We start from the raw sequence: 12,983 nt of genomic DNA on the forward strand, positions 1-12,983 counted from the left end.
CCGGCGGTGGGGTGGATCATGGAGGCACCGATCACGAAAGGTGGGCGATGAACGGGCGAACGATCGCGACAGCCGCACTGGGTCAGTTCAAGAAGGCACGGGTGGCCTATCTCAAGATGCGTGGGCAGACACCCGACAGCGTGGCCGAACAGCGTGTGGCCGCAGGCACCTCGTGGGACGAGTTCTGCGACACCCTGAAATCGGCTGGGGCGGCGATCGTGTTCCCCGGCACGCCCACCGACCCACTGTCCCAGGCCGAGGGCTACCGCTACCTGAGCAGGTTGACGCGGGCCGGACTGGAGGCCTTCGTCGAGTACGCCGATCCGCGGGCGCCGGTGTTGCGACGCATGATCCACGAGACCGCCAAGATGGGGTCGGACAACCCGGACAACCATTACCTGAACGCCACCCTCGACGGCACGCTCGACTATCGCATCACCGGAACCCGCGGCACCGTCGACTATCTCGGATTCGGCACCCAGGAAGGCAATTACGGTGAAGGTGGCCAGATGCCGACCACCGGATACGTGGAGGCGGCGGACCTCGACATCGAGCCCGACGGTCGTTTCGAACTCGTCCTGAGCGCCACCGAGCACGAGGGCAACTGGCTCCCGATGACGTCGGAGACCGGTTTGCTGATCGTCCGTCAGACCTTCGCCGACCGGGCCACCGAGATTCCGGCCGAGTTGCACATCGAACTGCTCGACGGTTCGGCGTCACCCGCGCCGTTGACCTCGGCCCAGCTCGACGCCGGACTCGGCAAGGCGAGCCTCCTCGTCGCAGGCGCGTCGATGCTCTTCGCGAAATGGGCACGCGACTTCCAGAAGCACACCAACGAGTTGCCGATGTTCGACCCGGAGCGCTCCACCAAGGCAGGCGGCGACCCGAACATCATCTACTACCACAGCTATTGGAGGCTGGGGCCGGACGAGGCGCTGGTGATCGAGAGCGAGATCCCGGAATGCGACGGCTGGAACTTCCAGCTGGACAACCACTGGCTCGAGTCCCTCGACTATCGGTATCACCCGATCCATGTCAACAAACACACGGCGACGTACCGGCCCAACGGGTCGGTACGGATCGTGGTCACCCACCGTGACCCCGGGCTGCCGAACTGGATAGACACCACCGGCCACGACTGCGGTGCGATGACCTTTCGGTGGATTCGAGCTGCTACGCATCCGCAGCCGCGTACCCGCGTGGTGGCGGTCTCCGAGCTGTCGCTCTTGGACTGACCTGGAATCCGTGGCACGCCATGACCGCAACCTTCGTCCCGTTCCAGCGCAGGCCGATCCGTGCGATCAACCGGATCGGTGAGCTGCTCGACGGGCATGGCGTGTCGAGCGCGGACCTGTCGGCGGACACCTTACGACGGCGCGCGGCCGAGGACACCGGTCTGGCCTGGATGGCCGATGCCCAGGCCGAGGAAGCGCTCGACGTCCTGTGTGCATCGATGACCGAGGAGGCCAGTCTCAGTACGTTCGGCGCGCTGGTCATCCGTGCCCGCCTGCACGGTCTGCTCACCACTCGGCTGCGTGTCGCAGAGTTGATCCGCATCCATCCGGAGATCACCGCCGCGCCGATCACACCGCCCATCGTGATCGCGGGCCTACAGCGCAGCGGTACCACCATGCTGCACCGCCTCATCGCGGCGGATCCGGAGATCCGCGCAGTGGGGTCGTGGGAGGTCATCCACCTCCTGCCACGCAAGCGGGAGAAGCCCGGCAGGCCGACGGTGCGGGTCGCGCAGACCACGGTGGCCGAATGGGCCCTGCGCTATCTGAACCCGAAATTCTTCGCGATCCACGCCGTCGAGGCCGACGGACCCGAAGAAGATGTTCTGCTGCAGGAGTACTCGCTGCTGTCGCAGGTGCCCGAGGCGATGCTCGACGTCCCATCGTATGCACGATGGCTGCGCACTCAGGACATGCACGGCTCGTATGAGTACCTCAAGATCCTGCTGCAGATCCTGCACCTCCAGAACCCGCGGCCGAACTGGGTACTCAAGACGCCCGCTCACCTCGAACATCTCGACACCCTGCTCGACGTCTTTCCCGACGCCCTCATCGTCCAGACCCATCGCGATCCGTTGCGCACCACGGCATCGTTCTCGAGCATGCTGGCGCACGGCCATTCGATGTTCAGCGATCACGTCGACGCCGAAAGGGTTGCACGGCATTGGCTGTCACTCAACGGCGAGATGGTGAACCGCGCGCTGGACGTGCGGGCGCAGCGGCCGGACGCCTTTCTCGACGTCCGGTACGACGATCTGGTCGAGGACCCGGTCGCCCAGGTGGAGCGCATCTACGCGGCGGCTGATCTCGAACTCACCGACGCCATCCGTGCACGGATGGAGCAACATCGATCCGGGCACAGCCAGCACGCGCACGGCGTGCACAGCTACACCCTCGAAGAGTTCGGCCTCACCGTCGCCGAGGTCGAGACGGTCTATGCAAGATACCGCGCGGAATTCGATCTCTGATCCGCGAGCCTTTCGCTGGTCGAGTAGCGGCGACGAAGGAGCCGCGTATCGAGACCACCTGCGAGACAACACCTGCGGTCTGAGCGATACGCTGCGCAGGCTCAGCGGCTCACAGCGGCCACTTGGCCCCGGTCAGTTCCTCGGCTTTCGCCCACAGCCGACCGGCCACATCGAAATCGCAGGCAGCCGAGGACCTTCCGAAGAGAACCGGGTCGCCTCGGAGCGCCCAGAGGCCGTCCACGCCGACATAGCTGCCCGGTGCGATCGGCTCGGTCAGGCAGTACAGCGTGGTCTGTGCGCCGGCATCGACATCATTCGCGAAGGCAGACGCCGTACTCTGCACCACCTTGTGCGCGACGCCCAGGCCCGGCTTGTTGGAGATGTTGGACGCGACCCACCCGGGCGTGGTGAGCATCGCGGTGACGGGCGAACCCCCGACACGGAGGCGTCGATCGAGTTCGAGGCCCCAGAGCATGACCGCCAGCTTCGACCGCGCGTAGGCGCGCGGCGGGCTCCATCTGGCGCTCGACAGATCGAGATCGTCGGGGTCCAGTTTGGCTCCGCGATGCGCGTCGGAGGCCACGGACACGATCTGCCGTTCGATGCGTGGCAGCAAGAGATTTGTCAGCGCGAAGGGGCCGAGGAAGTTGGTTCCGATACCCATCTCGAAGCCGTCGGCGGTCGTGCGGTGCTGATGGGGAAAGACGCCTGCATTGTTGATCAGATAGTCGATCGGTCCGTCGAGGTTGTCGGCGAAGGCGCGCACCGAGGCCAGGTCGGCGAGGTCGAGTGTGGCCACCTCGCAGTCGCCCCCGAACTCACGAGCCCGTTGCTCGCCGAGTTCCACGTCGCGCACGGCCAGCACCACCCGGAGGCCGGCCCGAGCCAGCGCACGTGCGGTTGCCATGCCCAAACCATTGGTCGCACCGGTCACGACGACGCGTCGCCCGGCGAGAGTTGTCAGTCGGTCATCAGCCATGGTCCGAGCCTAATCGCCGGATGGATTGTCCCTGGTGAGACGAATCGTTAGAATAGTCTCATGTCATCGACGACGCAGACCCCGCCTGCGCCTGTACCGCCCAGGCGGCATCGTTCTGCGGACGCACGCGGCCGCCGGATGGGACGACTCCTCCGTATCTACTGGCGATTGTCAGAGCCGAGCGAGGGAGACCTCGAGGTCCTCGGCCGGCGCCTGATGATGCGCGACGAGCCCGCGGCGGTCTTGGTGCGGGCGATGCGGCTGCCCAAGGAAGACGCGGCACGCGTGACGATGGCCCAGTTCCAGGCCGCGCTCGAAACGGGTGTCACGGATGAGAGCCCGGAGGCCCTGCGGTCCTTCTTCTCCGTGGTCGAGAACACGCCCGACTGGGTCGATCCAGACCTCTGTGAACGCGGCGCCACTGTCTTCCGACGCTTCGGGCAGAACGCCGACGACGTTCTCCTACAGCTTTCGTTGATCGGTGGATATCGCTTCGGTGGGCCGGTCGATCTCCTCGCGGAGACCGGTGGACTCTCGGGGAGCACCACGAGGCGTCGCCTCGGTGAGACCCAGACCTGGGCGATCGCGGTCGGGCAACGGGGCGGAATGGTCCGACACGGTACGGGATGGAAACTCACCGTCCACGTACGGCTGATGCACGCGCTCGTCAACGAGGCCTTCGAACGCAACGGACGCTGGGACAGCACCGAGTGGGGGCTACCGATCAACCAGACCGATCTGGCATCGACCCTGAATCTGTTCAGCGGCGCACTGATGATGGGTGTGCGAGCCCTCGGTGTGCCGATCAGCAAGGAGGATTCACGGGCGCTGATGCATCTCTGGAAGTACGTGGGATGGCTCATCGGCGTGGACGACGACTGGTTGTTCGACGACGAGCGCGACCAACATCAACTCAGCTACGCGATCCTGCTGTCGCAGACCGACGTGACCGACGCCGGTGGGCAGCTCGCTCGGGCGCTCGTCGACGTGCAGGACGAGTTGCACTACCGGTTCGTTCACGGCATCTCGGCCCGGTACACCCGTGAACGTCTCCTCAGCATGCTGGAAGGCTTCCTCGGCGCCGAGGGGATGCGCGATCTGACCCTGCCGCAACGGATTCCGTGGGCATTCGGCACCGCATGGGTCCGGAACACGATCAGTTACCGGCTGATCGGTCCGACGCCCATCGGGGGTCGATATCTGGAATGGCGCGGACAGCGCGCCCGCGATCGCGCCCGCTACCGTCACTTCGGCAATGACGGAGCAGAGATCGGTTCGCTGCCGATCGCCAGACACGGCTGACGAGTCGGTCAGAACAACCGGCCCGCCCGCACCTCTGGTGGCTCTTCCAGTTCGAGGAGCAGGCGCTTGCGCTCCAGCCCGCCGGCATATCCGGTCAGCGAGCCGTCGGCGCCGATCACCCGGTGGCACGGGATGAACACACTGATCGGGTTCTGCCCCAGGGACCGGCCGACGCGTTGCGCGAGGAACTTGTCGCCGAGACGTAGGGCGAGTCGGCCGTAGGTGGTGGTCCGCCCATACGGGATGTCCTGCAGCAGGGCCCAGACGCGCTCGGAGAATTCGTCACCGTCGGCGCGCAACGGCACATCGAAGTCGGTCCGCTCGCCGGCGAGGTACTCCTCGAACTGGGTCACCGCCCGGCTCAACACCGGATCGTGGAGCGGGACGACCCGTTCGCCGAATGCCGAGGTGTCCGCGATCTCGAGGTAGCAGCAGACCAGGACATCGTCGTCGGCGACGAGGGTCGCGTCACCGAGCGACGTCTCGATCACCGCATGTCGTACCGTCTCCATCGCGCACTCCCAGATAGCGTGGGTCCACGGTACGACGCGCCACTGACATCGAGTCCTGGCGGGTGATGGCCGGGGGCAACTACGACGAACACCGATCATTCGTCGCTGGACTGCTCGCGATGCAGCCGGACTCGGTGATCACCGCGAATTATCCTGCGCTGATGCAGAAGCCGCTCGGGAATCGCGCTCCCGCGCGATGACGCGGTATCCACTCGAGCGGGCCGGGCGTGGCGTGGCCCACGGCCGTCACCGATGCCCGCGTAAGCGGGCCTCACTCTACGGGGCGCGCCGGATATCCTCTGCCGCAACAACAGTCGCTCATGAGTTCGCCGACCGTGATCCGACGATCGTGGCGGCGACGGTCCGCGCAGCGCTCGACGCGGCACTTGCCCGGATCGTCATGTTGTGCTCTCGGCGAGACGTCTGAGCAGGTCGGCGAGCTGTCGGACGTCGTCGGGATCCCATCGGGACAATTGGTCTCGCCACTCCGCGAGGGCGGCGAGGGCCACGTCGTCGAAGCGGGCGCGTCCCGTGTCCGTCATGGCCACTACGCGTGCCCGCGCATCGTCCGGATCGGGATGGCGCTCGACGAGACCCAGGCGTACCACGGAGTCGATCTGTCGGGTCAACGTCGACTTCTCCAGTCCCAGCTCGGCCAGCAGGGCAGACATCGGCACGGCGTCGTTGCGAGAGAGCAGGACCAGGAGCGGATAACAGGTCGGATCCAGTTTCGGGTGGATCGCGCGCACGCGGTCTCGGATCTGGATACGACCACGCCGCCAGATGTCGACGAGTTCGGCCTCCAGGTCGGTGATGGGATCCGGGCCCATGGTCGCAGTCGTACCTTCCCCCTCGGCGCGGTCGGCCGGTGCCGACATGTTTCGACGTCGCCATACTCGGACGTCGACATGCTCAGACAGTACCGAGATGCATGAATGCCGGCCGGTGGTCTGCCCGATCCGCGACGGAACATCGGGTGCGCGCGATGCGTTGCACGCAGGGTGTCCGAGGTCAGGAGCCGCGGACGGAGAGGATTGCCTGCCATGACCGTGGCGGTTGACATCTGGACCGACATCAACTGTCCCTTCTGCTACCTGGGGAAGCGACGTTTCGAGGCGGCGCTGGGGGAGTTTCCGCAGCGTGACGGCGTCACGGTGGTGCACCGTTCGTTCGAACTGGACCCGACGCTGGCGCCGGGAACGAGCGCACCCGTCGTCGAACACATAGCTCAGAAGTACGGGATACCGGTGGAGCAGGCGGCGGCGAACGAGCAGGGCATCGCCGCCCAGGCCGGCGACCTCGGACTGGGTTACCGCACGAGTGGCCGCGATTTCGGCAGCAGTTTCGACATGCATCGCCTCCTCCATCACGCCCTTGCCCACGGCAGGCAGGAGGCTCTGCTCGACGCCCTGTACGAGGCGAACTTCGCCGAGGACGAGCCGTTGTTCGGTGATCACGAGCGATTGGTCGAGATCGCGGTCCGCGCCGGACTCGACGAGGCAGGCGTGCGCGCGGTCGTCGACGATCCGGATGCCTACGCGGATGCCGTCCGTCGGGACGAGAGCGAGGCCGCTTCTCTCGGCGCCACCGGCGTGCCGTTCTTCGTCTTCGGCGGCAAGTATGCGGTGTCGGGTGCGCAGCCGCCCGAAACCTTTGCCAGGGCATTGCAACTGGCCTGGGGCGATCAGCTGGTCCCGGTGGGGGTGGAGTCGGCGGACACCTGCGGGCCGGACGGGTGTGCGGTTCCGGACACCGATGCCCGCGGCGCTGACGGTCGGCGCTCTGATGACTGAGTGTCGCGTCTGACCCGATACCGAATCGGGTGATTCGGACCGCCGGAGATTCCGGCGCGGCCGACGCTGGACGGAATCCCTGCGGATCACCGACCCCCCTCCTACAGTTGTGTGAGTCCACAACGCCGAACCGTCGGGTAAGGGGTCGCCGTCATGTCCACGCCAGGCTCCGTCGTGAAGGGTGCCCCGTCCGCGGGGCTCAAAGAACTCACCATCCGCGGGATCATCCTCGGTGGTCTGATCACCTTGGTGTTCACCGCAGCCAACGTCTACCTCGGTCTGAAGGTGGGGCTGACGTTCGCCACCGCCATTCCCGCTGCCGTCATCTCGATGAGCCTGCTGCGGTACTTCGCGGATCACTCCGTCGTCGAGAACAACATCGTGCAGACGATCGCGTCCGCAGCGGGAACGCTGTCGGCGATCATCTTTGTCCTTCCGGGACTCATCATGATCGGTTGGTGGACGGGCTTTCCGTACTGGACGACCGTGGCGGTGTGCCTCATCGGCGGCATCCTCGGCGTGATGTATTCGATCCCGCTGCGCCGTGCCCTGGTGACGGGATCGGATCTCCCATATCCGGAAGGGGCAGCCGCAGCCGAGGTCCTGAAAGTCGGTGACACCGCACAGGGTGCCGAGGAGAACCGGCGCGGTCTACGGGTGATCGTGGTGGGAAGTGTTGTCTCCGCGGTCTTCTCGTTGCTCACCCAGACCAAGCTGATCGCCGGCACGATCTCCGGGACCATTCGGGTCGGTTCGGGTGGAACCATGTTCGGTGCCGGACTGCTGTTCTCGCTGATCGGTGTCGGTCACCTCGTCGGCATCACGGTCGGCATCTCGATGCTGATCGGACTGATCATCTCCTACGGTGTGCTGCTGCCGATCCGGACCTGGGGAGATGTCCCGGTCACCGGTTCCATCGAGGACGTGGTGAGCGATGCCTTCACCAACGATGTCCGATTCATCGGCGCGGGTGCGATTGCGGTGGCGGCGATCTGGACGCTGATCAAGATCATCGGACCGATCGTGCGGGGGATCAGGGCGGCGATTGTCTCGACGCGGGCACGGCGCGCCGGCACCGAGGTCGATCTCACCGAACAGGACATCCCGGTCACCATCGTCTCCGGTGTCATCCTTGCCTCCTTGATTCCCATCGGATTCATGCTCTGGGACTTCGCAACTGGAACGGTGCTACACGGCAGTGCTGCCGGGATCATCACCGTGAGCATCGTCTTCGTCTTTGTCATCGGCCTGGTCGTCGCGTCCGTCTGCGGGTACATGGCCGGGCTGATCGGATCGTCGAACAGCCCGATCTCCGGGGTGGGGATCGTGGTGGTGCTGGTCGCCGCCGTCCTGATCAAGATCACCTTCGGGTCGGCAGATGATTCACAGTCCACCGCACTGGTCGCCTACACGCTCTTCACCGCGGCCATCGTCTTCGGCGTGGCGACCATCTCCAACGACAATCTGCAGGACCTCAAGACCGGTCAGCTCGTCGGCGCGACACCGTGGAAGCAGCAGGTGGCGCTGGTGATCGGCGTCGTGTTCGGTTCTGTGGTCATCCCGCCTGTGCTGCAGCTGATGCAGACGGCGTTCGGGTTCGTGGGGGCGCCGGGAGCAGGCGACGATGCACTACCCGCACCGCAGGCCGGTCTGATCTCGTCACTCGCCGAAGGAGTGTTCGGTGGCGATCTCGACTGGGCGCTGATCGGCGTGGGTGCGTTGATCGGGGCGGCGGTCATCGTCGTCGACGAGGTGCTGGGCAAGACCACGACCAGATTGCGGGTGCCTCCGCTGGCGGTCGGCATGGGAATGTATCTGCCGATGTCGGTCACCCTGGTCATCCCCATCGGCGCCTTCATCGGTCGCGCCTACAACAAATGGGCCGAGCGGACCGGCCGGAATGTGGAGCGCAAGAAGCGCATGGGTGTGCTGCTCGCCACCGGCCTCATCGTCGGTGAGAGCCTGTGGAACGTGGTGTTCGCCGCGATCGTCGCTGCGACCGGCGACGACGCCGTGCTCAACCTCCCGTTCATCGGTGACGGTTGGGAGACCGGCTCGGAGATCCTCGGCGTCGTGTTGTTCGTCCTGGTGGTCGCCGGGCTGTACAAGTGGACCCAGAACTGGGCGTCGAAGGAGTCGGAGCCGGACGCCGCGCAGGATTCGGTGCGGTAGGAGCTCTCCGTCCCCGGGCGCTAGGTGGCGGAGCACTCCCCGATGGCCTGATCGAGTATCTCGAGTCCGGATCGCAATTCGCCGTCGGTGGCGGTCAGGGGAGGTGCGATGCGGAAGATCCCACCCATACCGGGAAGTTGGACCACGTTCATGTGTAGTCCGAGGTCGAAGCAGCGCCTCGTCGCGGCGGCGCCGAGTTCGTCTGCACCGGTTCTGGTCTCGCGATCAGTGACCAATTCGATGCCCTGCATGAGTCCGCGTCCACGAACATCGCCGACCACCTCGTGACGGTCCGCGATCGCGAGAAGGCCGTCTCGCAGGACTGCGCCCGCTTCTCGGGCCCGCGCATCGAGTCCGTCTCGGATGAGCACATCGAGGACCGTGTTGCCGACGGCGGCCGGTAGCGGATCGGAGACGTGGGTGGTGAAGAACAGGAAGCCACGTTCGTGCGCGATCGCCTCGATCTCCGCCGACGTGATGGTCGCGGCGAGAGGGAGGCCGGCGCCGAGGGTCTTCGAGAGGGTGAGGATGTCGGGAACCACGCCGTCGCGCTCGAAGGCGTACCAGTTCCCGGTACGGCACAACCCGGTCTGCGCCTCGTCGAGGATCAGCAGCATGTCGCGCTCGGTGCACTTGTCCTTCAGCGCTCGCAGATATCCGAGGGGCAGGTCGATGACCCCGCCGGAGGAGAGAATGGGCTCGACGATGCAGGCGGCGAGCGAGCCCACCGACTGGGCGTCGATCATCTCGAATCCGTAGTCGAGTTGGCGCTGCCAGTCGAATGATCCGTCGGCCGCCACGAAGTCGGGGCGGTACGCGTTCGGGGTCGGCAGGGCGAGATTGCCTGCCGCCACCGGTCCGTAGCCCTTCCGGCCCGCGCTGTAGGTCGCGGCGGCCGCGGCATGGGTCATGCCATGCCACGAACGTGCGAACGACACGACCTCGTGTCTGCCGGTGACAAGCTTGGCCAACCTGATCGCGGCCTCGTTGGATTCTGCGCCGGTGGTCAACAGCAGGACCTTGTCCAACGGGTCGGGTAGGGAATCGGCGAGCCGCGCCGACAGTTCCACCACCGGCTCGGAGAGCATCCCGCTGAAGAGGTGGTCGAGCGTGCCGATCTGTCGCTGCACCGTCTCGACGATGTCCGGATGTGAATGGCCGAGGATCGCCGACATCTGGCCCGAGGTGAAGTCGAGAAGGGCGCGGCCGGTCACCGTGTACACGTGACTACCCGCCGCACGCCCGATCAGCTCCGGCGAGATCGTGCCGCCGTAGCGCAGCAGGTGACGTTGCGGATCGCCGGCGACCGGGCTCGCGGGCTCGGTGTGGTCACGAGTGCTCGTCATGGTCCAAAGGTACGTCGAGACGAGGGGAGGGCAACTCGAGTGATGGGGATTCTCATCTGGCGTCGTAGGGTGCAATCAGCGACCCCGACGAAAGGCGGCACCACCGTGGACCAACCTCTGGACATCAGCACCGAAGGGGGTGTCTCGGTGTGGACGATCAACCTCCCCGACGTCGGCAACGCCATCACCGGAGCAGATCTGATCGCCGCATTCGAGGATGCCGTGGACGCAGCGAACGCCGACGCCGATGTTCGCGCCGTGATCCTCACCGGCGCGGGCCACATCTTCTCTGCCGGCGGGAATGTCCGGGAAATGGCGGATGAGGAAGGACTGTTCGGCCTCGGCGGCGCTGAGCAACGGTTCGGCTATGCCGATGGGATACAACGGATTCCGCGAGCGATGCTGCGATGCGAGGTGCCGGTGATCGGCGCGGTCAACGGCGCCGCGGTCGGTGCCGGTTGCGATCTGGCGATGATGTGCGATCTGCGTATCGCCGCCGAATCCGCCTTTTTCGCCGAGAGTTTCGTCCAGATCGGACTGATACCCGGCGATGGCGGCTCCTGGTTCCTGCAGCGCGCCATCGGCTACGAACGGGCCGCCGAGATGACCTTCACCGGCGACCGCGTCCACGCCGCCAAGGCCCTCGAGTGGGGCATGGTGAGCCGCGTCGTGCCCGACGGCGAGCTCCTCGACGCAGCCCGGGAACTGGCGGGACGTATCGCGAAGAATCCGCCGCATGCACTGCGCATGGCCAAACGCCTACTCACCGAATCGCGGACCAGCTCGCTCGACACGGTGCTGAATCTGGCGGCCGCGATGCAGCCGCTCGCGCATCAGACGAGTGAGCACAAGGAGCGGGTGGCGCGCTGGTCGAAGCGATGACCTCTTCCGGTTTCGTGGTCGACGCGCGACAATCGTGAGGACCGACGTCACGACATCCGGATGAGGTAGCGCAGTGATTGTCTACGGCATGAACATCTCGGCCGACGGCTACGTCGTCGACGCCGACGGCAACTTCGACTGGTCCCAACCGGCGGACGATGTGTTCGCGTACTGGGTGGGCGCCCAGCAGGAGTCCGCGATGGATGTCTACGGACGCAACCTGTGGGAGACGATGCAGTATTGGGCGGCACCCCCGCCGGAGTCGTCGCCCGCCGAACTCGAGTACGCCGAAGCGTGGCAGAACACACCGCGGATCGTCGTCTCGAGCACGCTGGAGGACGTCGACGGCGCCGACCTGGTGCGCGACATCAGCGGGATCCCCGACCGCGACGGCGAGGTACAGATCGGCGGCGCGACACTGGCCGCGTCGATGCTCGACCGTATCGACGAGTTCCGTCCGGTCGTGTACCCCGTGGCGATCGGCGGTGGCGTGCCGTTCTTCCCGGCGGGTGCGCGATTGGATCTCGAGCTGGTGCAGACGCGGCCGTTCGAGTCCGGCCCGGTGTTGTTCCGGTACGCGCGTCGTCGTTAGCGATCACGCGGCCGCGCAACGAATTCGGTCGCTGCGGCGGCCGCCGGTGCGACCGCGTCGGTCAGCGTCTCACCCCGCGCGAGGTGGCCGGCCAGGATCCCCGCGAACAGATCTCCCGCACCGGTGGTGTCGACGGCCCGCACCTGCTCGACCTCGATGCGACGGATCTCGTCGGGACTGGCGACGACGACTCCCTCGCCGCCCATGGTGATGACCGCCGATCGCGAGTGGTCGAGCAGGCGACGGGCGACGTCCGTGGGATCGTCGGCCGGGTCGCCGCCGGCGTAGAACACGGCCTCGTCCTCGTTGACGATCAACGGGTCCGCGGCACCGATGACGTGCTCGTCGAGGCGGCACACCGGGCTCGGGTTCAGGAGAAACCGACGGTCGTTCGCAATGGCCCACGCCGCCGCGCAGGCCGTGACGTCGAGCGGCGACTCGAGTTGTGTGAGAACGATCTTCGGCATCAACTCGTCGAGTCCGCGTTCCACCTGGCCGGGCGTGAGCGCTGCATTGGCGCCGGTCAGGACGATGATCCGGTTGTCTCCCCGGTCGTCCACCTCGATGATCGCCTGACCGCTGATGCCGTCGACGTGATGGAGATGGCCGAGCTCGACCCCACCGTCGTTCTGGTTCGCGACCAGGCGGTGCGCCGCGTCGTCGTTCCCGACCGCCCCGATCAGTGCCGTGCGAGTCACCCCGGCTGCGGCCAAGGCCTGATTGGCGCCTTTGCCGCCGGGACGCTCCGAGAGCGAGGTGCCCAGGATGGTCTCTCCGGCCCGGGGCATACGACCGACCCGCACGATCACATCCATGTTCAAGGTCCCGACGACCGCGACGTCGATCGGTGACGAGGATTCCATGGCACCGAGTATCCCTGTCGTGCCGCTGGAACAGGACGGTGTCGTGGCACCATCAGTGTG

General features: G+C 66.1%; 12 protein-coding genes. 7 read left to right on the forward strand and 5 right to left on the reverse strand.

Annotated elements, in window-relative coordinates; genetic code table 11:
- Window positions 1–47 precede the first annotated feature (47 nt).
- Window positions 48–1,235: a hypothetical protein gene (locus OVA31_RS12460; RefSeq protein WP_267626976.1), complete on the forward strand. Its 1,188-nt coding sequence runs from the start codon at window positions 48–50 to the stop codon at window positions 1,233–1,235.
- Between the two features lie 20 nt (window positions 1,236–1,255).
- Entirely contained in the window at window positions 1,256–2,482 is a 1,227-nt protein-coding gene (locus OVA31_RS12465) for a sulfotransferase family protein (protein ID WP_267626977.1), read from the forward strand.
- Between the two features lie 109 nt (window positions 2,483–2,591).
- Here the strand turns inward: OVA31_RS12465 and OVA31_RS12470 are convergent, their stop codons facing one another.
- Window positions 2,592–3,461 carry an SDR family NAD(P)-dependent oxidoreductase gene (locus OVA31_RS12470; RefSeq protein ID WP_267626979.1) on the reverse strand — a complete coding sequence of 290 codons (870 nt, stop codon included), beginning with the start codon at window positions 3,459–3,461 and terminating at the stop codon, window positions 2,592–2,594.
- Between the two features lie 60 nt (window positions 3,462–3,521).
- Here OVA31_RS12470 and OVA31_RS12475 point away from each other — a divergent pair, with 60 nt between their 5' ends.
- Complete coding sequence (locus OVA31_RS12475) at window positions 3,522–4,763, forward strand: oxygenase MpaB family protein (protein WP_267626980.1); 1,242 nt, start codon at window positions 3,522–3,524, stop codon at window positions 4,761–4,763.
- Between the two features lie 8 nt (window positions 4,764–4,771).
- On the opposite strand, the gene OVA31_RS12480 is transcribed toward OVA31_RS12475, so the two are convergent.
- Both OVA31_RS12480 and OVA31_RS12485 read right to left on the reverse strand, forming a co-directional pair.
- Complete coding sequence (locus OVA31_RS12480; protein WP_267626981.1) at window positions 4,772–5,275, reverse strand: methylated-DNA--[protein]-cysteine S-methyltransferase; 504 nt, start codon at window positions 5,273–5,275, stop codon at window positions 4,772–4,774.
- Between the two features lie 398 nt (window positions 5,276–5,673).
- Complete coding sequence (locus OVA31_RS12485; RefSeq protein ID WP_267626982.1) at window positions 5,674–6,105, reverse strand: MarR family winged helix-turn-helix transcriptional regulator; 432 nt, start codon at window positions 6,103–6,105, stop codon at window positions 5,674–5,676.
- Between the two features lie 213 nt (window positions 6,106–6,318).
- Here OVA31_RS12485 and OVA31_RS12490 point away from each other — a divergent pair, with 213 nt between their 5' ends.
- Both OVA31_RS12490 and OVA31_RS12495 read left to right on the forward strand, forming a co-directional pair.
- Window positions 6,319–7,068, forward strand: coding sequence for a DsbA family oxidoreductase (locus OVA31_RS12490; protein ID WP_267626983.1), 750 nt, complete (start codon window positions 6,319–6,321; stop codon window positions 7,066–7,068).
- Between the two features lie 153 nt (window positions 7,069–7,221).
- Window positions 7,222–9,240, forward strand: coding sequence for an OPT family oligopeptide transporter (locus tag OVA31_RS12495; protein ID WP_267626984.1), 2,019 nt, complete (start codon window positions 7,222–7,224; stop codon window positions 9,238–9,240).
- A 20-nt stretch (window positions 9,241–9,260) separates the two neighbouring features.
- On the opposite strand, the gene OVA31_RS12500 is transcribed toward OVA31_RS12495, so the two are convergent.
- Entirely contained in the window at window positions 9,261–10,586 is a 1,326-nt protein-coding gene (locus OVA31_RS12500) for an aspartate aminotransferase family protein (protein ID WP_267626985.1), read from the reverse strand.
- A gap of 105 nt (window positions 10,587–10,691) precedes the next feature.
- On the opposite strand from OVA31_RS12500, the gene OVA31_RS12505 reads away from it, so the two are divergent.
- Both OVA31_RS12505 and OVA31_RS12510 read left to right on the forward strand, forming a co-directional pair.
- Window positions 10,692–11,468: a crotonase/enoyl-CoA hydratase family protein gene (locus OVA31_RS12505; protein ID WP_267626986.1), complete on the forward strand. Its 777-nt coding sequence runs from the start codon at window positions 10,692–10,694 to the stop codon at window positions 11,466–11,468.
- A gap of 88 nt (window positions 11,469–11,556) precedes the next feature.
- Window positions 11,557–12,060: a dihydrofolate reductase family protein gene (locus tag OVA31_RS12510; RefSeq protein ID WP_267626987.1), complete on the forward strand. Its 504-nt coding sequence runs from the start codon at window positions 11,557–11,559 to the stop codon at window positions 12,058–12,060.
- Here the strand turns inward: OVA31_RS12510 and OVA31_RS12515 are convergent.
- Window positions 12,057–12,923, reverse strand: coding sequence for a ribokinase (locus OVA31_RS12515; protein WP_267626988.1), 867 nt, complete (start codon window positions 12,921–12,923; stop codon window positions 12,057–12,059). The two genes, OVA31_RS12510 and OVA31_RS12515, sit on opposite strands and share 4 nt — an antisense overlap.
- Window positions 12,924–12,983: the final 60 nt, after the last annotated feature.

Origin of the sequence: Gordonia sp. SL306, assembly GCF_026625785.1 — a bacterium.
In the GTDB taxonomy this organism is placed as follows: domain Bacteria; phylum Actinomycetota; class Actinomycetes; order Mycobacteriales; family Mycobacteriaceae; genus Gordonia.